24 protein-coding genes are annotated in these 21,752 nt (G+C 42.9%); 9 read left to right on the top strand and 15 right to left on the bottom strand.

Features of this window, described 5'->3' with window-relative positions; genetic code table 11:
- Window positions 1–126: 126 nt before the first annotated feature.
- The 6 genes from KDK67_RS05905 (at window position 127) to KDK67_RS05880 (ending at window position 6,840) form a co-directional block, all read left to right on the top strand.
- Window positions 127–399: a PRC-barrel domain-containing protein gene (locus KDK67_RS05905; RefSeq protein WP_250867913.1), complete on the top strand. Its 273-nt coding sequence runs from the start codon at window positions 127–129 to the stop codon at window positions 397–399.
- Between the two features lie 7 nt (window positions 400–406).
- On the top strand, window positions 407–1,138 hold the full coding sequence (locus tag KDK67_RS05900; protein ID WP_250867912.1) for a tRNA(His) guanylyltransferase Thg1 family protein: 732 nt from the start codon (window positions 407–409) through the stop codon (window positions 1,136–1,138).
- Between the two features lie 91 nt (window positions 1,139–1,229).
- Window positions 1,230–2,183: a tyrosine--tRNA ligase gene (locus tag KDK67_RS05895; RefSeq protein WP_250867911.1), complete on the top strand. Its 954-nt coding sequence runs from the start codon at window positions 1,230–1,232 to the stop codon at window positions 2,181–2,183.
- 98 nt (window positions 2,184–2,281) lie between these two features.
- Window positions 2,282–3,418: a hypothetical protein gene (locus KDK67_RS05890; protein ID WP_250867910.1), complete on the top strand. Its 1,137-nt coding sequence runs from the start codon at window positions 2,282–2,284 to the stop codon at window positions 3,416–3,418.
- A gap of 129 nt (window positions 3,419–3,547) precedes the next feature.
- Window positions 3,548–5,536 (top strand): monovalent cation:proton antiporter family protein, encoded by a 1,989-nt coding sequence (locus KDK67_RS05885; protein ID WP_250867909.1) that lies wholly within the window; start codon window positions 3,548–3,550, stop codon window positions 5,534–5,536.
- A 20-nt stretch (window positions 5,537–5,556) separates the two neighbouring features.
- A complete protein-coding gene (locus KDK67_RS05880) occupies window positions 5,557–6,840 on the top strand; it encodes a methanogenesis marker 16 metalloprotein (protein ID WP_250867908.1) in 1,284 nt (427 codons plus the stop codon).
- Here the strand turns inward: KDK67_RS05880 and comE are convergent.
- The 10 genes from comE to KDK67_RS05830 all read right to left on the bottom strand — a co-directional run bounded on the left by comE (window position 6,803) and on the right by KDK67_RS05830 (window position 16,802).
- Entirely contained in the window at window positions 6,803–7,372 is a 570-nt protein-coding gene (gene comE / locus KDK67_RS05875; protein WP_250867907.1) for a sulfopyruvate decarboxylase subunit beta, read from the bottom strand. The genes KDK67_RS05880 and comE overlap by 38 nt on opposite strands.
- Entirely contained in the window at window positions 7,369–7,866 is a 498-nt protein-coding gene (gene comD / locus KDK67_RS05870) for a sulfopyruvate decarboxylase subunit alpha (protein ID WP_250867906.1), read from the bottom strand. The genes comE and comD overlap by 4 nt, the downstream gene beginning before the upstream one ends.
- A gap of 5 nt (window positions 7,867–7,871) precedes the next feature.
- A complete protein-coding gene (locus KDK67_RS05865) occupies window positions 7,872–8,498 on the bottom strand; it encodes a (Fe-S)-binding protein (protein WP_250867905.1) in 627 nt (208 codons plus the stop codon).
- A 3-nt stretch (window positions 8,499–8,501) separates the two neighbouring features.
- Window positions 8,502–9,200, bottom strand: coding sequence for a GTP-binding protein (locus KDK67_RS05860; protein WP_250867904.1), 699 nt, complete (start codon window positions 9,198–9,200; stop codon window positions 8,502–8,504).
- Window positions 9,197–9,961: an ATP-binding cassette domain-containing protein gene (locus KDK67_RS05855; protein ID WP_250867903.1), complete on the bottom strand. Its 765-nt coding sequence runs from the start codon at window positions 9,959–9,961 to the stop codon at window positions 9,197–9,199. The genes KDK67_RS05860 and KDK67_RS05855 overlap by 4 nt, the downstream gene beginning before the upstream one ends.
- Window positions 9,962–11,215: a cysteate synthase gene (locus KDK67_RS05850; protein WP_250867902.1), complete on the bottom strand. Its 1,254-nt coding sequence runs from the start codon at window positions 11,213–11,215 to the stop codon at window positions 9,962–9,964.
- 189 nt (window positions 11,216–11,404) lie between these two features.
- Complete coding sequence (locus KDK67_RS05845) at window positions 11,405–11,638, bottom strand: cytochrome b5 domain-containing protein (protein WP_250867901.1); 234 nt, start codon at window positions 11,636–11,638, stop codon at window positions 11,405–11,407.
- A 47-nt stretch (window positions 11,639–11,685) separates the two neighbouring features.
- On the bottom strand, window positions 11,686–14,553 hold the full coding sequence (locus KDK67_RS05840; RefSeq protein WP_338101235.1) for a PAS domain-containing sensor histidine kinase: 2,868 nt from the start codon (window positions 14,551–14,553) through the stop codon (window positions 11,686–11,688).
- A gap of 12 nt (window positions 14,554–14,565) precedes the next feature.
- Window positions 14,566–15,567 (bottom strand): PAS domain-containing protein, encoded by a 1,002-nt coding sequence (locus KDK67_RS05835; protein ID WP_250867899.1) that lies wholly within the window; start codon window positions 15,565–15,567, stop codon window positions 14,566–14,568.
- Between the two features lie 95 nt (window positions 15,568–15,662).
- On the bottom strand, window positions 15,663–16,802 hold the full coding sequence (locus KDK67_RS05830) for an aldo/keto reductase (protein ID WP_250867898.1): 1,140 nt from the start codon (window positions 16,800–16,802) through the stop codon (window positions 15,663–15,665).
- Between the two features lie 119 nt (window positions 16,803–16,921).
- On the opposite strand from KDK67_RS05830, the gene KDK67_RS05825 reads away from it, so the two are divergent.
- Window positions 16,922–17,518 carry an IMPACT family protein gene (locus tag KDK67_RS05825; protein WP_250867897.1) on the top strand — a complete coding sequence of 199 codons (597 nt, stop codon included), beginning with the start codon at window positions 16,922–16,924 and terminating at the stop codon, window positions 17,516–17,518.
- A 44-nt stretch (window positions 17,519–17,562) separates the two neighbouring features.
- Here KDK67_RS05825 and KDK67_RS05820 read toward each other — a convergent pair whose 3' ends face one another.
- Window positions 17,563–18,243 (bottom strand): class I SAM-dependent methyltransferase, encoded by a 681-nt coding sequence (locus tag KDK67_RS05820; protein ID WP_250867896.1) that lies wholly within the window; start codon window positions 18,241–18,243, stop codon window positions 17,563–17,565.
- Window positions 18,244–18,484: 241 nt separating this feature from the next.
- On the opposite strand from KDK67_RS05820, the gene KDK67_RS05815 reads away from it, so the two are divergent.
- Window positions 18,485–18,952, top strand: a complete 468-nt coding sequence (locus KDK67_RS05815; protein WP_250867895.1) for a phosphate-starvation-inducible PsiE family protein — start codon at window positions 18,485–18,487, stop codon at window positions 18,950–18,952.
- Window positions 18,953–18,993: 41 nt separating this feature from the next.
- Here the strand turns inward: KDK67_RS05815 and KDK67_RS05810 are convergent, their stop codons facing one another.
- The 3 genes from KDK67_RS05810 to fae all read right to left on the bottom strand — a co-directional run bounded on the left by KDK67_RS05810 (window position 18,994) and on the right by fae (window position 20,553).
- Window positions 18,994–19,173 carry a hypothetical protein gene (locus tag KDK67_RS05810; protein ID WP_250867894.1) on the bottom strand — a complete coding sequence of 60 codons (180 nt, stop codon included), beginning with the start codon at window positions 19,171–19,173 and terminating at the stop codon, window positions 18,994–18,996.
- A 138-nt stretch (window positions 19,174–19,311) separates the two neighbouring features.
- Window positions 19,312–19,896 carry a metal-dependent hydrolase gene (locus KDK67_RS05805; RefSeq protein WP_250867893.1) on the bottom strand — a complete coding sequence of 195 codons (585 nt, stop codon included), beginning with the start codon at window positions 19,894–19,896 and terminating at the stop codon, window positions 19,312–19,314.
- A 153-nt stretch (window positions 19,897–20,049) separates the two neighbouring features.
- Window positions 20,050–20,553, bottom strand: coding sequence for a formaldehyde-activating enzyme (gene fae / locus KDK67_RS05800; protein ID WP_250867892.1), 504 nt, complete (start codon window positions 20,551–20,553; stop codon window positions 20,050–20,052).
- A 186-nt stretch (window positions 20,554–20,739) separates the two neighbouring features.
- Between fae and KDK67_RS05795 the strand changes: the two genes are divergently transcribed.
- Entirely contained in the window at window positions 20,740–21,117 is a 378-nt protein-coding gene (locus KDK67_RS05795; RefSeq protein ID WP_250867891.1) for a winged helix-turn-helix transcriptional regulator, read from the top strand.
- Between the two features lie 141 nt (window positions 21,118–21,258).
- Here the strand turns inward: KDK67_RS05795 and KDK67_RS05790 are convergent, their stop codons facing one another.
- Complete coding sequence (locus tag KDK67_RS05790; protein ID WP_250867890.1) at window positions 21,259–21,684, bottom strand: SufE family protein; 426 nt, start codon at window positions 21,682–21,684, stop codon at window positions 21,259–21,261.
- Window positions 21,685–21,752: the final 68 nt, after the last annotated feature.

The raw sequence follows: 21,752 nt of genomic DNA, 5'->3' as shown, positions 1-21,752 counted from the left end.
TATACTTCTATTTAATGATGATGAGTTGCCATTTCTTTAGAAGGATTTAACATTAAGAATACACATTTTATATATAGAATCAACATATAACTTATATTTATTATTAAGAATACAACAGGGACTATCATGCGTGCAGATATAACTTCACTGTTTGGATTAAATGTGTATACGAACCAGGGTACATATGTGGGTAAAGTGAACGACCTCGTCTTCGATGTAGATGAAAGAATTGTTTCGGGGCTTGCTCTTTCAGACATCAATCGTGATATTTTTGATGTCCAGACAAGAGGCGTTATCCTTCCGTACCGCTGGGTGGTCACAACCGGGGACATCGTCATTATTCGTGATGTCGTCAGCAGGTTCAAGAAACCTGCAAAAGAGGAAGCAAAAGACGATTGATGTTATTATGAAAAAACGGGAGATCTATTCCGATCTTCGCTGCATACCGCCTGTGATCGTACGTGTAGATGGCAGGACATTCAAAAATACACTTTCCCGGCTTGGATGTGAAAAGCCGTATGATGAAAAGTTTGCATCTGCAATGGCAGATTCACTTGAGCTTTTTTTCAAAAAAAGTGGAATTAATGCAGCGTTGGCGTACACATTTTCTGATGAGGCAAGTATCCTCTTCTTTGATCTGCCTTTTGACGGGCGGGTCGAGAAATTGGACTCTGTCATATCCAGTTATCTTAGCAGTGCTTTTACCATCAGGATGGGTCTTGATGAACCTGTATCCTTCGATTCGAGGATCGTTCTGGTAAGCAAGGAGAATGTTGCTGAATATCTTATCTGGAGGCAGAGTGAGGCGTGGAGGAACTGTGTAAGTTCATACGGCTATTACACATTGCTTTCGGAAGGTATGAGCAAAAAGGATGCTGCATCGGCCATTAAGGGTAAGAAGGCGCAGGATATACATGAATTGCTATTCCAGCGCGGCATAAATCTCGATAAGGTTCCCATGTGGCAACGCAGAGGGGTTCTTGTCTATAAGGACGATTACGAGGTAGCCGGATTTGATCCTGTGCGCAAGGAAATAAGATCAAGTACAAGGAAAAAAGTGGTTCAGGATTGGGAAGTCCCACAATTCTCTTCTGAAGAAGGTAATGATCTTTTGAAAAAACATCTTATAGGTTATTGATGTATCGTAACCTATATTGGGATGGCTTAACTTTAATGTTTTATTATTCATAAAAATCCTAATATAACGGATTATTTAGAGCGGTGAATTCATGGAAAAGATGGATCTTATAAAAAGGAACGTGCAGGAAATAGTTACGGAAGAGGAACTTACAAAATTGTTGGAGACAAAGGAACATCCTTCAGCATATACCGGCTACGAACCAAGCGGAAAGATCCACATGGGTCACGTTCTTACTGTTAACAAATTACTTGACCTCCAGAAAGCCGGATTTGAGATAACGGTCCTTCTTGCGGATGTTCATGCTTATCTTAATCAGAAGGGAACAATGGAAGAAGTACGCAAGACCGCTGATTACAACAAGGAATGTTTCCTTGCACTTGGTCTTGACCCGGAGAAGACAAATTTCGTTTATGGCTCTGACTTCCAGTTATCTCCTGAATACATGCTTAATGTTCTCAAACTTACTCAGGCCACTTCACTCAACAGGGCAAAGAGAAGTATGGATGAGGTAGGCAGAAAGATGGAAGATCCAAAGGTATCCCAGATGGTCTACCCGATCATGCAGGCAGTGGATATTGCTCTTCTTGGTGTCGATGTTGCAGTTGGTGGTATTGACCAGAGGAAGATACACATGCTTGCAAGGGAAGGTCTTCCAGGGCTTGGTTTTAAGGCACCTCTTTGTATCCACACACCTATCCTTCTCGGACTGGACGGTACGAAGATGTCCTCTTCAAATGAGAACTACATCTCTGTTGACGATGATGAAGCAGCTCTCAAAAAGAAGTTCAAGAAAGCATTCTGTCCGGCAGAAGATATTGAGAACAATCCGGTCCTTGAGCTGTTCAAGTATCACATAAGCCCACGTTATGATGAGATGGTTTTCGAAAGACCGGAAAAGTTCGGTGGTGACCTTGTCTGCAAGAGCTATGCTGAGCTTGAAAAAGTGTTTGCAGACGGCAGTCTTCATCCAATGGACCTGAAGAACGGTGCAGCTAAATACCTCAATGAGATACTCGAACCGGTACGTGCAGTTCTTGGATAATGATATTTTGGCAGAAATTTGTTTCTGCCTACACAACCTATTTAATGCTTGCACTCTAACAATTAATTTAATGAATATATGTTAAGATGGGGAGTAATATGAAATACACATTTCAGGACTCTACCGATCTCCCTCTTCAAAGAGATATTATCAAGGATGTTCAGAATTTCGTTGATATATCAAGAAAGGTCCTTCCGATAGAGAACGCTTCCATTGAAAAGAACGACGATCTCTACAGAAGGCGTATCTCTCTGGAAAAAGGGGTCGATGAGCTCGAGTCTATTAACAGTAAGGTTCTTGAATTCATAAACGGTCTGACGGAAGATTCTGATATGAAAGAGATCCTTGATTACAGGAATTCTGTTTTTGATCAGTGTGATGCTTCTTTCAATAAAAGCACAAAGACAATGCAATTTGAGATAGAGAGCATCAATAATAGCATCGAAGATGGTAATTTGGGTGCAAGCAAACAGATATTGTCGAGTCTCAATTCTCTTTTTGAAGGTGGCATCTATGGGACGACAGACAAGTTCTTCGCTGCAATGAACAGGGGTGTTCTTAGTGGAAAACTTTCATCAACAGTCGCTGGAATGGAATACGAGTCTGACCTTACTTTCAAGGATGACCTGCTAACGGTAAGGGGTGTATATGGCACTCTTTTCCTGCCTACATGGATAAAGTCTGGCATATTTTACAAAGAAGAAAAGGTCAAATTGGAAGAAGTATCCGATTTCATGTTAACGTCCCTGGAGTTTGATGATGTTCGGTTTATGGCCAGTTTCGAGAACAAGAAATCCACCAAACGTTTCAAGGTTGAAATGGACGGCAACTCCTTTGTATTGCATTACCATGGGAACGAGGTGACTGCAGACCCTGCTTTGATGCAGTCTCTGAAATCGGAACATGTGATAGCTTTGCTTGATGCATTTAAAGAACACATTAGTTCCAGCATCCAAAAACACACTCTTGTCAAATTAGTGCTTGATGGCGATGATGCTATCATGAACAATCAGATATTCGATTGCTTGAAACTTATTGCCGAGCAGTTTACAGAACTTATCGACGAGTGTCTTGAAAGGGGTTATGCTAAGGATGAGATCACTATAAAGATCGAGGAGAACGATGGTACTCGCACTGAAAAATATGTGAGCAAGACCGATCTGTTCGACCAGCTTTCGGAGCTTGGCAGTGAAGGTCTGGAACTTGCAAGTCTTCTCGGCGTGGACAACATTTGATCTGAACTCCCGGTACTTTCGTACCGGTACGATCTTTCCTTTCCTTTGCTTTCTCTTTATGGTTTTGCTCTAGAGAATTCTTATTAGTTTATATAATATAAAGCAAAGGAAAAATGTGGGTTGATATCTTTGATAATAAACGATCTTACCATAATCTTCGGTCTATCCATAATAATCCTTTACTTATGTCATCGCCTTCACATTCCCATTATTGTCGGTTTTCTTGTGACCGGAATACTCGTAGGTCCCCATGGCTATGGTTTTATAGATGCCGTCGAAGAGGTGGAGGTACTTGCGGAGATGGGCATCGTCCTTCTTTTGTTCACTATCGGTGTGGAGTTGTCCATTAAAGATCTCTGGAAGATCAAAAGAGCGGTTGTATTCGGAGGCTCTATTCAGGTCCTTCTTACAATTATTGCTGTCTTTTTCATTGCTAACTACCTTGGGTACGGGATAGGCGAATCGATCTTCATTGGCTTCCTTTTCTCTCTGAGCAGTACTGCCATCGTGCTCAAACTGTTGCAGAAACGTGGGGAACTTCAGGCACCTCACGGTCGTTTTTCACTTGCAGTTCTATTGTATCAGGATGTCATTGTCGTACCAATGATACTTATCACTCCATTCCTTGCAGGTGCTGGCTCCATGTCGGATGCTGCTTTTATTCCTATCATCGCAAAAGGGCTTGGCTTGATCCTTCTTGTTTTTGCAAGTGCAAAATGGATCGTTCCACAAGTACTTTTCCAGATAACAAAGACAAGGGATCCCGAACTGTTCTTTCTCAGTATAATCGTCATTTGCCTTTCTGTCGCATGGTTAACATCGAGTCTGGGTCTGTCCCTTGCTCTGGGGGCATTCCTTGCAGGGCTTATCATCTCCGAATCCGAATATAGTCATCAGGCACTGAGTAACCTCATTCCATTCCGTGATATTTTCATGAGCTTCTTTTTCATATCCATAGGGATGCTGCTTGACCTTGGTTATTTCTTCAATGATCCTGTTCTGTTCATACTAGTCGCAGTCTGTGTATTAATGCTCAAATCGGTAATTGCAGGAATGTCTTCGTATTTGCTTGGTTTCCCTTTGCATACGGCTGTAATGGCAGGACTTGGTCTTGCACAAGTAGGTGAGTTCTCCTTCGTTCTCTCCACGTTCGGTGTGGAGTTTGGGCTGCTCACCGATGATGTCTATCAGCTTTTCCTTGTGGTCTCTATTCTTACTATGGCAGTCACATCATCTGTGATGTCCCTGTCCCCGAAAGTTGCAGACAAAGTTGTGAACCTTCCAATTCCTTCAAAAATGAAATGTGGTTTCCACTCCCGTAAAATGATGCCGGTACTTGACAAGAAGGGCCATCTGGAAGACCATCTTATCATTGCAGGATTTGGTTTTAATGGCAGGACAGTTGCAAAAGCTGCAACGGTTGCAGGCATTCCTTATCTTATCCTTGACACGAACCCTGAAACGGTCAGGAAGGAGCAGCTAAAAGGCGAGCTCATCTATTATGGTGATTCTTCCCAGCAGGGTGTTCTGGAGCATGCGGATATCAAAGATGCGAGAGTAATGGTCGTTTGTATCTCTGATCCTGCAGGTACAAGAAGGGCCATTGCATTGGCACGTAAGATGAATCCCAATATTCATATTATCGCACGTACCCAGTATCTTCAGGAAATGAAGCCGCTTTATGAGCTGGGTGCCAACGAGGTAATACCTGAAGAATTTGAAACATCGATAGAAATATTCGTGCGTTTGATGAAACGATACCTCGTTCCCAAAGACGAGATGGAGAAGTTCATCTCGGAGATCCGTTCAGATGGATATGAGATGTTCAGGACACTGTCAGGTACTATGAGCATCTATGACATGGAAATTGACCTGCCGGAAATGGATATTACCAATCTGAGAGTGCGGGGATCATCCTTTGCAGTCGGCAAAAACCTATTACAGCTTGATCTCAGGAAAAAGTACAGTGTCACATTGCTTGCTATAAGGAGAAGTTCGGATGTCATAGCGAATCCTGATGCAGATACTGTTCTGAAATCAGGGGATGTGCTTGTACTCATGGGCTCACCAGAAATGATATCAAAGGTAACACCTCTCTTTGTAGGTGGGGATATTTAACAGAATAATCAGGTGATCTCATGGAACAAAGTATTGAACAGATAAATCGCAAGATCGAAAAAGGAGATGCAGTTGTGCTTACTGCTCAACAGGTCTGTGATCTTGTGGATAGTGGGGAAGATATAAGAGCTGAAGATGTGGATGTCGTGACAGCAGCCACACGTGCCATAATGAGTGGTACATACGCCATCCTGTCATTTCCGGTGGAGTCTTCACACAGTTTCTTACGTGCAAAAGAAGTCTATATGAATGGTGTGCCTGCACACGTTGGTCCCTGTCCCAACGAAAGGCTGGGTATCCTTGACCTGATGCTTTTCGGCACAGATCACAGTGTAGATGACTCCCGTTATGGTGCTGGTCATCTTTTCCGTGACCTTGCAGAAAGAATGTCTGTGGAGGTCAAAGTAGTTACTGATAAAGGTGAATCGTTCAAGACACATGTAACACTTGATGATATGCCGTATGCCATGCTTTACGGTACAAGGCATGCTTTCAAGAACTATTCCGCATTTGTGAACACTTCGGATGAGCCGGCAGCCAGCATATTCCATGCAATGGAGTTTGGACCAAAACTTACCGAGGCTACTATTTCCGGTTGTGGTCAGATAAATCCTGTGAAGAACGATCCTCTCCTGGAATCCATTGGGATTGGGACACGTATGCTCATGAACGGTTCAGAAGGTTTCATAATGGGATCCGGGACCCGCAGCAGTGCGGAAAAACCTAACCTTACTGCCTTTGCGGATATGCATGGGATGAACCCTGAATACATGGGCGGCTTTTTCACTTCAGCCGGTCCGGAATGTATTGTTTCCTGGTCTGTGCCTGTTCCTGTGACAAGTGATTCAGTGCTCGAATCGATAAAGGAACGTGACAGGCAGCTTAAGATGTCGGTAATGGCCGTTGATAAAAGAGCATGTGTTGGTTATTCTGACTATGGTGATGTATGGGAAGGCACGGACCTTGCGATAGACTTCAGCCCGAATGAATGCATTGGCTGTACTTTGTGTGAACCTGCGGAGATGTGTCCCATGGCTTCTATCAGCTTTGAGGATGGTGAGGTAAAACTTGACCGGTACACATGTTTCAATTGCGGTCTTTGTTCCACTCTGTGTGTTACCGATGTTTACACTGCCAATCTTGGCTCCATCAATTTTGAGCTTGGAGGGGAGTCCACAAATGTTCCTATAGTCCTGCGTCAATCTGATAAGAAAAGGGCTCTGGAATTATCTGAAAAGCTAAAAGAACAGATACTTGATGGTTCTTTCAGGATGACATCGATGGTCGAGCGCATTCGGACATGAACCTTTCGATTATCTTTTCAGGGGTCAGGTGTATCACAGGAACTTTTGAATTTCCTGCATCAACGTGCACCACAATTACTCCCCTGTCAACATTTTTTAGTTTCTCCCTGAATTCCTCTTCGCTGAAAGTATTATGAACTTCATCGATACCAGCTCCTTTTGCAACGATTGCGAGATCGGTACCAAGAGCTGTGGCTGTGAGCTGGTCTCCGGTAGAACCGTAGGCTCCATTATCTATCACCACCAAAAGGTAATTTTCAGGGTGCTGGTGTGCAATAGTGGCAAGACTTCCCATGTTCATCAGGACCGAACCGTCCCCGTCTATTGCTATGACATGTCGGTTGGGAACTGAAAGGGCAACTCCAAGGCCGATGGATGATGAAAGTCCCATTGAACCCAGCATGTAGAAATTCGCACTCCTGTCTTTCAGATCATGTAGTTCACGGGAAGGGTATCCAATATTGCAGATGAGGAGTGAATCCTTATCTTCTACCTTTTGGACTATCGCTTTAATGGCATCGAAACGTCTCATTCTGCCTCCCAGAACCCGATCTCAAGAAGAACTGCTACCGGTCTCTTTTTTTCAATGGCTATTCTCCACGCATAGTGTATTGCGTCTTCCACAGTATCGATGGTGGGGACGATGTATGGTATGTCAAGGGTATCAAGTAATGAAGGTGTCATTTGTCCCATTGGGTATTGTGCACAAATGGTCTCACCTTCACAACCCCTGTGGCTCATTATAAGGAGTAGTGGGATCTGAAAAAGGTTGTTCAATGATGCCAAAGCATTGATCGAGTTTCCGAGTCCCGAATTTTGCATTAGCATTGCGGGGATCCTTCCTCCCATGTAAGCTCCGGCACAGATGCCCACACCTTCCTCTTCACGCGTGACCGGAATATGTAGCATTGTAGGATCATCATCGATCATGGGGAATATTTCTTTTAGGTTGATGCAAGGAACACTCACCACAAAGTCTACTCCTGTCATTTTTAGACCGTCAAACACTGCTACACTGGCATCCATTTGTATCACCACACCTTAAGATCGATAGCTTCTATCCTTATGTTCCTATCCTCTATGCCGACAACAATACCGGAGTGCACCTTTTGCATCATGCAGAGTGTGGGGATGAACTTCACGGTCTCACCGACCTTTGGGATGCGTCCTTGCTCGATCTTCCCATCAAAAGCGAATATCAGGCAGATCCCACCATCGATGAACTCAATATCTTCATTTCCAAGACGTTGTTGTGGACCCACCATGTGGATCGTGGTCATTCCTCTTCCTGATGCAATCACCTTTGCGAAATGTGTTATTGGACAGCCAAGGGGTCTATATCTTACAAAGTCGCCTGCTTTGAACTCGGTACCATCTATGGGATGAATGTCTTCTCTGCAGGTCGGCTCACCATCAAGCGGTGCAAGGGTGAAATCAGCTTCGAGTCCGTCAATAACGCCAACAATGTCCAGCCGTTTGACCGTTGTTTTCAGAAGTTCTTTCAACTTCTTCCTGTTCTTTGCGAATTGCTGTTTTCCCATGAACGGGCAACGACCGATATCATCGGCTGTTCTAATGTTCTCAGCAAGGTCCCTGCATTGCTGGTATCCGCATTTGCCGCAATTATATCCAGGAAGGAGTTCCAATAGGTCATCCAATGCTCATTCCCCCTTGTATTCCATGAAACCATCCAGATGTCGTAGAACTCCCATGTGATACTTACGTTCCACACGTTTTTCGCCACTGCAAAGTGTACAGATAGCAAGCGGTGGACTGTATCGCAACTCCATGCCCTCTCTTGTTTCGACGCTGTTTTCTATCAGCTCGGCAAGTTCGATAGAACCTTTGCCTGTAAGGCCGTTGGCTTCGATGACCATGCTATCAGGATTAACTTCCAAAACTCTCTCTCTGAACACTTCACGTTCTGCCTGTGAGACAATATCTCCTTTTGTCATCACCACAACATCGGCGGTGGTGAGCAGTGGTCCTACTTTCAAAGGTGTGTTCGGGCCTGTGGTAACATCGATTACGCAGACAGCAAGGCAGGAGTCCGGATATGGTGCACACCTCAGGCACAATCCTGCGGTCTCATTGAGCAGCACATCGGCACCTTCTTCTTCTGCCCATTTGAGCATTGGCTCGGTGTTATATATGGTAAAATGGTCAGGACACATATCTTTTGCAAGGCCTACACGTATGGGAACTCCAAGCCTTCCAAATCTCTTATCGTCATCTGTCCAGAGGCAATCCACCTTGACAACGGCCGGTTTGTTTTCTCTTCTTATCAATGCCTTTATCGTATGCAGTAATACTGACGTTTTTCCGGAACCCGGGGTTCCTGCAACCACTACAAGTTTCATGCCACACCTTCTACCAGGTCTCCGCGCCTTATTATCTCACGCAGGTCCATCAGCCAGTCATCTACCTCTGAAACACGGTTACACATATTTTTTTCTTCAGCACTTGTGGTTATGATATCACACATTCCGCCATTTCTGATGACTATCCTGCGGGATGCCATTAGTGCAAGTACCGGATCATGTGTCACTACCACTACTATTTTCCCTTCACCGGATAGTAAGCTTAGTGCTTCCTGTTTCTTGATGCCCGCATTCTCGATCTCATCGATAAGCACGATAGGGGAATCACTGATGACCGCAATATCCGCTGTCATAAGGGAGCGGGATTGACCTCCGCTTAAGACCGTAAGCTGTTCATCTTCATGTATTGGCTCTCCCGTGAGGCGGTTTGCCAGTTCGATGACACGATGCATGAGTTCCGGGTCCTTTCCACGACTCCGGGCATGCATCTGGATAAATTCCGAAACGGTCATATCAGCAAGAAAATGCATGTTCTGGGAAAGTTGTGCTATCAGTTTCCGGCGTGGGTCTACTCTGAGTCCCATTTCAGGCTCGGTATCGTTTATCAATATCCTGCGCTGTGTCGGAGTATCGCCCTGTGCGAGCTGCTCAATGTCATCTATAAGGGTACTTTTTCCAGACCCTGTGGGTCCGACTATTCCCAGAATATCTCCGGGGTTCACTTCAACGATCTTTACAGCTTCTTCTATTCCTGTTTTATCAATGCCGCCCACGATGGTCAGTTTGATGGTACTGTTCATTCAATAACCTCTGTTCTTTAAAAGTTCAGTGACCTTTTCCAATATCTTGTTCTCTGCATCCGCATCATCAGGGGACACTGCAAGATCAACACTCAACTGTCGGGTTGATAATTCTTCTTCCAGTCGTTTCTGCCCCCCTCCTGTAATGTTCAGAACAATACTTTCATCAGCCTTTATCTCGCCTTTCTCCAGAGCTTTCATAATAGCTGCACAGGCAATTGCAGGAGCAGGCAATATGTCAATGCCTTCGTTCTCTTCAAAGAGCTTTCTCGCCTTGTCAGCTTCTTTGTTCGTTATTCCGTAGATGATCCCATTAGTGTCATCTAGTGCATCTTTCACACCACCGGCGGCTCCGTATGGTGGCTTTCTGTTGAACAGCACATCATCGTACATCTCTTCGGGGCATTTCCCATTGGTCTGTTCGCCTGTCCAGGTTGAATAAAGAGGGGCACATGGTAGGTTTTGTGCAAGATGAAGGCGTGGCATATTATTCCCGAAACGACCATCCTCTATTAGCCTCATGGATGCTTCCCAGGCGGATATACCACCAGTACCGCTTCCGACAGCCTGGAAATAATGCTGTGGTAGGCTCTTTGTAGTGAGAACAGCATCAAGCATCACGGTTCCCATTCCATCGCGTCTGGCAACGTTGCGTGCTCCGCCTTCACTGACAAAACCATCCCTTGATGCTATCTTTTCTGCCATTGCAATGGCCTGGTAGTAATCACCATCTACCGTTACCGTACAGACCGAAGATGTATCCTCTTCAGTTGTCCAGAGCCGATGGGTACTGTTCTTTGGAACTATGAGCAATAATGGATATCCTGTTATTGATGCTACATAGGCAAATGCCCTTGCAGTATTGCCTGCAGATGCCACAACAAGCACCCTCTTCTCATTGTGTTCCATAAGGCGCTGCATGGTTGGGAACGATTCAAGGTCTTTAAAACTGCATGTTCTTATGGCACCCTCCTTTTCAGGCCAGTATCCATTGAAAGTTATATTCAGATCGCTTAATCCCAGTTCTTTTGCAAACCCTTCGCTTTTGTAGGTCACAGGTCTGCCGGACCCCTTCTTGATTATGCCGTTTACAGGCAGCCAATCGTAATATCTCCATATTCCCGGCATATCGGTTGGCTCGATCTGCTTTTTGAAGTATTCGGTACGTGGTAATGCATCATCATCAGGGCAGTGTAATGCGTATGGGTCACGAACTTCTCCGCATCCGGGGCATTTCACAATATATTTGTTCATGGGTGCAAGTCGGAAAATATGTTTATATAACTTTTCATTAAAAGGGCAAAAATTGCCTTATTGTGAATCTATTGTGGTTGGGAATGTACATTTCGGACACAATCGTTCAAAAAAATGCTGCCCGCTCTTGAGTTTATTACCCAGAACAAAATAAAATGAGGCTACCAAAGCCTCGAAAAAAAGAAGGTTTCAGTCCTTTAAAATTCCCACTACTGTGAAATCTTCCAGTACATCATCATCATGGGGTGCATCTTCCTGGTCCTCGGTAAGGTCAATGCCTCCGTCATGCATTCCCTGATGGTCGCCGTCCTCCCATAACATGCTATCGGTTACGTCATAGACCTTCCCCTTATATGCAAAATAGCATTTTTCTCCATCTTTGCCGTTGTATTTTGCAAGTTCCTCTGTTGTGAATTCTTCCATTTGATTCCTCCCCTTTTTCTATATCTTTACTATGTCCTAATAATTATTTATGCTTTTTTCAATGTGACCCAGAACATACTACCTTGTCCTTCAGGATTATCTTCCACACCAACCTTTCCTTTATGCAGGTCAACTATCCTTTTTACGATAGCAAGTCCAAGGCCGCTTCCCTTTATACTCTTGTTTCCCACACGTTTGAAACGCTCGAATACCAATGGCTTGTCTTTGTCGGAAATACCTTCGCCTGAATCAGTGACCGCGATCTTACAGTTATCGTCCGCATCTTCAATTCGGACCCCTATGTCCCCTTTGTCAGATCCGTATTTCAATGCATTTGATATTAAATTGACGAAAACTTCCTCTATCATTGGATTTGCAAGTGCAGTGCATGGCCCTTCCGAAATTATCCTGATATCCACACCTTTTTCTTCTGCCTGATACTCAAAGTTGGCTATAATGCCATTTATCATATTACCAACATCAATGGCTTCAAACTCCAGATCATCGGTAGATTCCAGTTTGGCAAAAGCAGCTGCACTTTCAATAAGTTCAATAAGATTTTTGGTACTGAGATCGATCTTTCCCAATCTTTTCAGCTTCGTTTCATCATCTTCTGAAGAAAGCATCATGTATGTATATCCACTTATCACAGTCGCGTGGTTCAAAAGGTCATGTCGCATGATGTCTGTAAAGATATCTTTGAGTTCATTTGAATGCTCAAGTTCTTCAGAGTATTTTTTAAGCAGTTTTTCGGACCTGACACGTTCTGTGATATCAAGGATGGCTCCAATAAGTCCTAACGTTTCTCCATTCATATCCGTGAAGACCGATTTGTGGAATATCACATCTTGTCTGCTTTTTGTCACTGGATTTTCGACCTGACTTTCATATATCTGGATTCCTCCATTGGCCATGAGTTCCATATCCATTTCGTGATATTTATAAGCAAGATCATTTTGACAAAGCTCATATACACTTTTTCCAATAATTTCCTCTTTCTTATGAGCTGTCATATCTTCAAAAGCTTTGTTACATCCGATATATAGTCCTTTTTTGTCTTTATAGAACATCGGTGCAGGTGTAGCGTCCATCAGTTCCTGGAGGAAATGAAGCTGTTTTTTCAATTCGTTTTCTGATCTCACGCGCTGAGTAATGTCAAGGATAACTCCTATAAGTCCTGCAGTTTCTCCATTCATGTCAGTGAAAACTGACTTATTGAAAAGGACATTACGTTCTGTCCTATCCCCTCTGTAAACGACTTCAGATTCGTATGTCTGTGTTCCGCCGTTCTTCACAAGTTCCCGGTCCATATGGTGGTATTCTTCAGCCTGCTTTTCATCATATACCTCATATGCGTTCTTTCCTACCATATCCTCACATTTTGAACCGGAAAATGTCTCAAAGGCCCTGTTGCAGCCAAGATAGTTCCCATTCCTATCTTTATAGTACACAGGTGCAGGGATCGCTTCAAGTAGTTCCTGCATGAAATGGGCGTGCTTTCTTTGGGCTTCCTCTGCCTCTTTACGCTCTGTTATATCGAAAACTGCGCCGATCTGTCCTGCAACGTTACCATCTATATCTGTGAAAATAGAATTGTTAAAAATAACTGCGCGGTTTTGTCCGGAAACTGATCGCAAGTAGTACTCGTATGTCTGAGTCCCTCCCTTTTCAATGAGCTCCGTATTCATCTTATTGTACTTCTCTGCGATATCTTTCTCGTACAGCTCATAGACACCTTTTCCGATCATATCCTCTTTTGGAATGCCTGTGAATTCTGCAAAAGTATCGTTGCATCCAAGGTAGATTCCGTCCTTGTCTTTATAGAATATTGGCACTGGAATGGCATCGATAAGTTCCTGCATGAAATGAACTTGTTGTTTTTTCACCTTCTCGGCTTCTTTTTGCCTAGTGATGTCATTTCCAATTGCAATTGAGCCAATGGTCTCGCCGCTCTCATCAAGAAGGTCCCGTGAATTCCATGATATTATGCGCTTATTTCCATCTTTTCTCTTGATCACGGTTTCAAATCCTGATACCTTCTGTCCTTCGTTTATGATGGCAGTAGCTATGGCGAAGATCTCATTTCTATATTTTTTATCAGGATATAAGAGATCCCATATTTTTGTGGTTCCAAGTACTTCTTCCCTGGAATATCCACTTATGGCCTCTGCAGCATTGTTCCAAACAATTACCTCTGCATCCTTGTTGAGGACATTTATCAAGACATCTGCACTTTCAATGATGGTCTGCTGGAATTGGTTAAGTCTGTACAGATCTTCTTCGGCAAGTTTTTTCTCTGTAAAATCCTGCACTGTAAAGGTAACTCCTGCCGAAGGGTCATTAACATCGATAAGTGCAAATGTCATATAGATATCTCTGATATCCCCGTTTTTGCAAACCCATTGTGATTCTATTAATCCCGGTTTCTTGCTATCGATAATTCTCTTCAGTTCTTTGCCGACACGTTCATATTCTTCACGGCTTGGATATAGGATCTCAGTATCCTGTCCGATAAGTTCATCCTTTGTATATCCGAACATTTTATACAGTTTGTCATTGACATCGAGGAGCTTGCGTGCCCATGTGATCCCTATTCCGGTTGGTGTTGCCTGGAATATACTGCGAATATGTCGCTCTTTCTTCTCTTTTTCCAGGGCTATCCTTTTCTGTTCGGTGATGTCCTGTGCGGTAAAGGTCATTCCTACTTCGGGATCGTTGGGATCTACAAGGGCTACTGTTAGTAGCACGTCAATAGGTTTTCCTTCCTTTTTTCTGAGCTTTGTTTCGACAGTTACCGTTGTTCTGTCTTTTATAAGCTTAATAAGCTCAGTACCAACTTTATTGTACTCCTCTTCGGAATCGTAACATATCATTACGTTCCTTCCGATGAGCTCTTCTCTTGAGTAGCCTACAATGTCACAGAATCCCTAATTCACATCTTTGAATACCCTGTCCCAGACAACACCAATTCCGATCGGTGTGGCAAGGAAGATACTTCTGTTCTTTGCTTCCTTTTCCCTAATGGTCCTTTCAGCAAGCTTTTTCTCAGTGATATCCTGCATTGTGAAAATATACCCTTTTGAAGCATCTTCAGGGTCCGCAAGAGCAAAATTAAGCAGTATATCTATTATCTGCCCGTTCTTCCTTTTGAAAGGATACTCTACGGTAGCTATTCGTTTTTCAGTTAGATTGGTGTATATCTCTTTCCCGGCCTTTTTGTAATCTTCATTGGAAATGTAGAATCTCTGGGTATCCTGTCCTATCATTTCTGATCGTTGGTATCCTGTCATACGACAGACTTCATCGTTCACTTCCAATATCTTCCGACCAATGACTTTTCCAATTCCGATTGGAGCCACATGCAATATACTGTCTGAACGGGCCTTCTCTTCTTTCAGGGAAGCTTCAATTTCCTTTCGTTCCTCAATTTTCTTTTTTAGGTCCTCGTTTGCCTTTGTCAGTTCAGCGGTCCTTTCATCAACAAGCTTTTCAAGATGTGTGCGATATGTCCGCAGATCCTCTTCCGTGAGCTTATGTTCTGTTATATCTCTGAGAACTCCAATTATGCCTGCTGAGCTGCCATCTTTATTGCTCTGGAACTGTGGCAGGGTTTCCATCCAATGCGGATTTCCTTCGCTATCGACCAATCTGAAAGTTGTATTAAAAGCTCTACGACTTTCCATCGTCTTATGGAAATCATCAATGAGCCTTTCACGATCATCCGGGTATACGTGGTCCTCAAAATGAGTGTTCTGTACATCTTTAGGATCGATCCCATAGTGATTCATCTGTGGGCTGATATAGAGCACAATTCCTTCTGAATTCACTATGTAGAGTATATCACTTGTATTCTCTATGAGGAACTTGTATTTCTCTTCCCCCTTGTTCACTAGATCTTCAATAGAGACAAAACGACCGTTTTCTGTCATTGATGTTGCCTACCTTTCGGCGAACTACTCAGTTAACAATATTAATCTTCAAGTGTGTATATACAGTTCACTTTAATTATATATGAAGTGTTCTGTCAATCATTTTCCTCCAGAACTTCCACAACCCTTTTCAGCATCTCCCGTATCCGAATATGCTGCGGACAATGTTCTTCACACAGCCCACATTCCGTACACATGGAGGCTGCTTCTTCGGGGGGTACGAACAGACCATATTGGAAACTCGCTTTCTCAACATTGCCATACATCGAGGCACTGTTAAGATAGGTAAATGCGGCTGGGATATTCACCCCTGTTGGGCATGGCATACAATATTTACAGTTGGTACAATTGACTTCCATTTTCTCATTGTAGAACTTGCGTACCCTTTGGAGAACTTCTTTGTCATTGTCTGTAAGCGAATTTGCTTCTCCTTTCTCAGCATAGGCAATATTCTGCTCCACCTGCTCAAAAGTGCTCATTCCGCTAAGAACTATGCTTATTTCCGGCTGGTCCCACAAATACTGGAAACACCAGTTTGCAGGGGTGCGTTTTATCTTGGCACTGTCCCAGATGCGCTGTACTGTTTCAGGCACCTGTACGAGATTTCCTCCCCGTAAGGGTTCCATTATAGCTACATCTATTCCCTTTTGTGCAGCATATTGAAGTCCCTGCTTTCCTGCCTGGTAGTCCTCATCCATGAAATTGTACTGTATCATGCAGAAATCCCAGTCGTAGCCATCTATGATCTCTTTGAATACCGTGATATCGTCGTGGAACGAGAATCCGATATATTTGATCTTTCCACTGGAAATGGCGCTTTCAATGAATTCGAACATGCCAAGCTCTCTCATCTTGTTCCAGTATCCTCTGGTGAATCCATGCATGAGGTAAAAGTCAATATGGTCTGTCTGAAGGCGCTCCAATTGATCATCAAGGAATCTGTCCATGTCCTCCCTTGTTTGCACAAGCCATAAAGGAAGCTTTGTGGCAAGGAGCACCTTGTCCCGAAGGCTGTTGGCAAGTACCTTTCCAACAAAAGGTTCGCTCATTCCGGCATGATATGGGTAAGCGGTATCAAAGTAATTTACTCCCTTTTCAATGGCAAATTCGATCATTCTGGTCGCTTCTTCCTCATCGATCTGATCTTCTTTTCCATCGATCACAGGCAGTCTCATGCAACCAAATCCAAGGATCGAGACCTTTTCATCTGTATTGCCAAATTTACGATATAACATACAATCCCTCTATTTTATGTATAATCAATTAATTCTTGGTTATAGTTCTCTATCCGTATGTATCCTGTCTTTCTAAATGGTTGATGTTATTACTATTCATTAATTGCGATGGTGTTGAATTGTATAAAACAGTAGGTTCTTTTGCAGTTGTCCGAAAAGAGTTCCGGAACTCTACCTTCATAGGTCATGTGAGGTCCATCGATAGTGAGGCGGAGGCAAGGACCTTTATTGATCAGCTCAAGGGACAGTACAGTGATGCCAATCATAATGTTTCGGCTTACCTGATAAAGAATGACAATGCTCTGGTGGCGAAATATGATGATGACGGAGAACCTGCCGGAAGCTCGGGAAAACCTGTTTTCAAGGTGCTGGAGCTTAAGGGGTTGAGCAATACGGTGGTCGTGGTCACCCGTTATTTTGGCGGTATCAAACTGGGATTCGGCGGGCTTTCAAGGGCTTACAGGGAAACAGCAGTTGCCGCAATTGAGGAAGCCGGAGTAGTTGAGGTCCATGAGATGGTGGATGTGGTGGTCCGCCTTGATTATTCTGATATGCAGTCTGTCAAAAGGCTGGCTGAGGAATATGGACAGGTCACCGGGGAGGATTATAGTGATGTGGTCAAACTATCCGTTAAGGTGAGAAAGGGTGAGGAAGATGGTTTTGCAGACAAGCTCATCAATCTGACCAGGGATAGGGCAAAAATAGTGAAAATGTGAGCTCTGTCTGTGAGGCTGGAGTATATTTGATGTATTACTCTCTGTCATTTGATGGCATAGAAGCCTGCCTGCATGTATGATGTCCAGAAAAGCTCACATGTGGTGAATCCGGTCTCTTTAAGCAGTTCAAGGTGCTCGGAGATCGTTATCGGAAAATAAGCGGTGTTGAATCGATCCAGGTTCTCTTCCACAGCAACACTGTCCTTTCCACATTCGAGCTGGAATCTTCTCAATCTGTCCATGACGATCTCTATCCCTCTTTCCGTTGCAGGTGCGGTATTCTCGAACGTTACGAAAATGCCGCCCTTTTTAAGCATTTCGTAGCATTTTGCTGTGGTGTTTACCCTTTCTTCCCTGTTCAGGTAGTGATGGGATTGTATCGCTGTAACAACATCACATTTTGGTACTTCGGATAAAGGCAGGTCTGCGGTGGTATAATTTGTGAATTTGAACCGTTCAGTAGGATATTTCCCGAGTCTGGTCCTTGCATATGACAGCATTTCTTCGGAAGGGTCGTTCAGGTAAAAGTTGCATTCATCAAATGTCTCATTTGCAAGCTCGATCAAGGAACCTGTTCCACACCCAGTGTCAAGCCAGACCTCACAATCAGGTTCTGTTGTTCTGATAAGGTCGATAATCTCCTTTTGTAAGCTGGAATAATGGGGTATTGTAAGGTGTATGTTCTTCTCATAGTGTTCCGGTGTGAATTGTGTGGTATTGGTCATGATTTCCCCTCTTTTCTTTATTCCTGTTATCAATGATATGCGATATTATTTATGGATATTTTAGAAGGGTATTTCCCAGCATTTTATATATATTCTATATATTACATCCCCTCATCTATATTCTATGCAGGTAAATAATATATAATCATCTGTTTATTTAGAGATAAATATCGGGTTCAAAGGAAGTGGGTTCAATGTAGTTAATTCTCTTTCCTTCATTTTCCTTCTTCAAGGTAGTAATATGATAGACAATAACAAGGTGTTCAGAAAAATAATCGATTCAATTACAACGTTATTCCTCTACGTACTTTTGTTGACCCTTGTCGTAGGGATGGTTAAAACCGTATTCGATCTGAGATTAACGCTCTTCACTTCACTGGATATAGGTTTTAATCATATGGTCTCAAGTGTTCTCACGATATTCATTCTGATCGACCTGTTCAACACCTTTGTTGATTACCATGAACATGAGAGGATCAAACTGACCTATGTTACCGATGCTACCATACTGATAGTTATGCGTGAGATCGCTGTGGGAATGTATGCCAAAGAGTTCACTTACGATTTTATATTTGCTCTTTCGTCACTCATCCTTGTACTTGGTATTGTGCGTGTGCTGGCGATAAAGTATTCACCTGAGCACGAAGGCGGTAGTTTCAACTTCCCTAATATTTCAGTTAAAAAAGATGTTTCGGGATCAGATGATTGATCCCTTTACTGCATTATTTTTTGGTCATATTGAAGGATCCCTTAATTTCCATCAACTATGTTCTCTGCAACTGATGATCTGCAGGAACTGCCCGGGCAAGTGTAGAGACCCATGGACATGGAATGTTCTCCACTAACAAAAATAGCATTAAAGACCTTGTCTGCAAACCTTCTTGCGACAACTGTAAATGAAGGGGCATTTAGACCAATTACACGACTCATTCTATTATCACCTGTAATAATGAGTTATTATCAATACTATATAACCATGTCGTTAATTTATTACCAAAAGTAATAATGGATTGTTGCTAGCTCTGATATAGCTCTGATAGTCCTTTGTATATCCCTTATACTATGAGATCACTTTTTGGACCTATATCTGAACTCAAAACCAAGGTGATTCAACGCAAACAATGCCAACATCATCACAGTAAAGATAAAGATGATATATGCATAGGATGTCAGCAGATAAGGAATGAGATCAGCCCTTGCTAATCCGTTATCCATATACGCGAACACGCTGATCTTTCTATTGTATATTGGATAAAAATACTGTATATCGGCTCCGTCAAGGTCATCCAGCAATAGATGTGAAAGGGCCGCAGCTTCTGCAAAAAGTCCCATATATACAGCCCTGCCAAATTCCCGATATGCCACATATCCAATAATTGTTCCAAATAGGATCGCAGAAGAACTGAAAAACAGTGAATGCGTTGGTATCGTTCCGATCTGGCAATGTTCCACGGTACCATTTACAAGTATATTATAAACAGCCATTATGTCCGGGAACAGTGCAAAAAATCCTCCTACAAACAGTAGCAACAGTATATGCATGATATTCCTGGATGAAATATTTCTGCGAAGGAGTGCTACCAGGGTTGTATAGACTGCTATTGCACAGATGCAGAATACGAAGAACATAACATGCGCAACTGGATATGGCATATTAAAAGATAGAACGCCAGAGGGTATAAGATTATCTGAGGTGTGCTGGTGGGTGTTGAATTGTTTTCCTGCCAGACGAGTGATCCCTTAACTGGATTCTTTTTTAAAATAAAGTAAGGATATCCTGCGATCTTACTCGCAGGAAGTCTTCATTTAAGCGAATGGGTGTTCTGCACAGTCCTTCTTTGCAAGTGCTTCATCTACGGTAGTTGTTCCTTCGACAGCACGCTTTAATGCAAGCTTTGTTGCTTCGTAGTTGTACTCGTAGATCTTTTCTTTGTCTATTGCATCCCACTCGATGAACACTGAAACGATTATCAGTAAATTTTCTGCTTCTTCCTTTGGGATCACGCCTTCTGCAACACTGTCCATTACAGCTTTTGCAACGGATGCCTGGGCAGGTCCGAACATAAGGATAGCCTGGTTTGCATTCTTGATAGTTACTTTGTTCACTAAAAGGGTTGCAGGTTTTGGGATCACATTTGGTTCAAGCACTGCAAGCAATGGGGTATGTCCCTGGCTTGGTGATGAAAGTGCGTTCATGAACGCGGTCTCGACTGGGCTTCCCTTTGTACCTACCACGATATCGATATGAGCGATCTCAGGTCCTTCTCCTACCAATGCTTCGCCAATAAGACTTGTTGTAATTTTTGCCATCATTATATCTCCATTTAGACTTTTTAAGAATGCCCTGATCCGTATCCTTCAATTCAGGATCCGAAATAATACCTCAGCTTTTACGCCAGATCATAAAGGCTATCTGCAAAGCCATAATTGCACCCTCTAATAACAAAAAGTTATTTAATTACTTTACCTTACCATTTGGTAAGCTGGTGGTAATTTATGGGAAGATTGGAACATAGCCCGATAGATAAAGCAATCAAATTGATAAGCAAAAAGTGGACCCTTAATATTATCAGGGACATGTTCTGTGGCAAGAAACAATTTAATGAGTTTTTAAGGAGTCATCCCAAACTCAGCAGTAAGGTGTTATCCGATAAATTACGCCAGTTAGGACAGGATGAACTGATAGAAAAGAGGATCACTTCCAAGACACCGTTGTGCATAGAATACCATCTGACAAGCAAAGGTAGGAACTTGAACAGAGTGCTTTACGAACTTTCAGGATTCGTATATAATGAATGTGTTGATGAATCAGCCCTCGAATGTACGGAACAAAGTTCGGAGTTGACCAAAAAAATATTGAATATTATTGATTGAACTCTCCTTTTGGAAACCATTTTAACTTAAATGTGGTGTTTTCAAGTTTTCTATGGGTGCAGTCAAGGATTTTTCGGGATCGGATTAGTGATCCCTTTCATGTTGGGGAATATCGTGGACAATGTCCATGAGGTGCCCTTCTTAATCCTTTAAACCCTTCGAATTCGCCTCGTTTGCAGCTACCTCTTTTATCCTATTGATGATCGACTCAAGTCCATTTGATCTTGCAGGCGAGAGATTTGACTTCAATCCAATCTTGTCAATAAAATATAGGTCAGCATCTAATATCTCCTGGGGATACCGATCGTTCACTACCTTAGCTACAAGAGCAATGATCCCTTTGGTTATCATGGCATCACTATCGAGATCAAAGATCAATTTGCCATTTTTATTGTAGCTTCTAACCCAAACTTTGGATTGGCATCCGCTGATCGAATTGTCTTCAGTCTTAAACTCTTCATCCATCGGTTTGAGCTTTTTGCCGAAAGAGATAAGGAGAGTATATTTGTCAAACCATTCAAGGCCGTCAAATTCTTCTATGATCTCATCCTGAATAGCGTCGTTCACTTGTACATCATCTCTACTTTCTTTATCCCTTCAATCAGCATGTCAACATCTTCTTTCGTATTGTACAA

Origin of the sequence: Methanococcoides seepicolus (assembly GCF_023684405.1) — an archaeon.
GTDB lineage: Archaea > Halobacteriota > Methanosarcinia > Methanosarcinales > Methanosarcinaceae > Methanococcoides > Methanococcoides seepicolus.
This window is presented reverse-complemented; position numbering and strand designations above follow the sequence as displayed.

Excerpts from the sequence above, each read along its gene's own strand:
- KDK67_RS05905 (WP_250867913.1), top strand. The coding sequence starts at position 127 with ATGCGTGCAGATATAACTTCACTGTTTGGATTAAATGTGTATACGAAC.
- KDK67_RS05900 (WP_250867912.1), top strand. The coding sequence starts at position 407 with ATGAAAAAACGGGAGATCTATTCCGATCTTCGCTGCATACCGCCTGTG.
- KDK67_RS05895 (WP_250867911.1), top strand. The coding sequence starts at position 1,230 with ATGGAAAAGATGGATCTTATAAAAAGGAACGTGCAGGAAATAGTTACG.
- KDK67_RS05890 (WP_250867910.1), top strand. The coding sequence starts at position 2,282 with ATGAAATACACATTTCAGGACTCTACCGATCTCCCTCTTCAAAGAGAT.
- KDK67_RS05880 (WP_250867908.1), top strand. The coding sequence starts at position 5,557 with ATGGAACAAAGTATTGAACAGATAAATCGCAAGATCGAAAAAGGAGAT.
- comE (WP_250867907.1), bottom strand. The coding sequence starts at position 7,372 with ATGAGACGTTTCGATGCCATTAAAGCGATAGTCCAAAAGGTAGAAGAT.
- comD (WP_250867906.1), bottom strand. The coding sequence starts at position 7,866 with ATGGATGCCAGTGTAGCAGTGTTTGACGGTCTAAAAATGACAGGAGTA.
- KDK67_RS05860 (WP_250867904.1), bottom strand. The coding sequence starts at position 9,200 with ATGAAACTTGTAGTGGTTGCAGGAACCCCGGGTTCCGGAAAAACGTCA.
- KDK67_RS05855 (WP_250867903.1), bottom strand. The coding sequence starts at position 9,961 with ATGAACAGTACCATCAAACTGACCATCGTGGGCGGCATTGATAAAACA.
- KDK67_RS05850 (WP_250867902.1), bottom strand. The coding sequence starts at position 11,215 with ATGAACAAATATATTGTGAAATGCCCCGGATGCGGAGAAGTTCGTGAC.
- KDK67_RS05845 (WP_250867901.1), bottom strand. The coding sequence starts at position 11,638 with ATGGAAGAATTCACAACAGAGGAACTTGCAAAATACAACGGCAAAGAT.
- KDK67_RS05835 (WP_250867899.1), bottom strand. The coding sequence starts at position 15,567 with ATGACAGAAAACGGTCGTTTTGTCTCTATTGAAGATCTAGTGAACAAG.
- KDK67_RS05830 (WP_250867898.1), bottom strand. The coding sequence starts at position 16,802 with ATGTTATATCGTAAATTTGGCAATACAGATGAAAAGGTCTCGATCCTT.
- KDK67_RS05820 (WP_250867896.1), bottom strand. The coding sequence starts at position 18,243 with ATGACCAATACCACACAATTCACACCGGAACACTATGAGAAGAACATA.
- KDK67_RS05815 (WP_250867895.1), top strand. The coding sequence starts at position 18,485 with ATGATAGACAATAACAAGGTGTTCAGAAAAATAATCGATTCAATTACA.
- KDK67_RS05810 (WP_250867894.1), bottom strand. The coding sequence starts at position 19,173 with ATGAGTCGTGTAATTGGTCTAAATGCCCCTTCATTTACAGTTGTCGCA.
- KDK67_RS05805 (WP_250867893.1), bottom strand. The coding sequence starts at position 19,896 with ATGCCATATCCAGTTGCGCATGTTATGTTCTTCGTATTCTGCATCTGT.
- fae (WP_250867892.1), bottom strand. The coding sequence starts at position 20,553 with ATGGCAAAAATTACAACAAGTCTTATTGGCGAAGCATTGGTAGGAGAA.
- KDK67_RS05795 (WP_250867891.1), top strand. The coding sequence starts at position 20,740 with ATGGGAAGATTGGAACATAGCCCGATAGATAAAGCAATCAAATTGATA.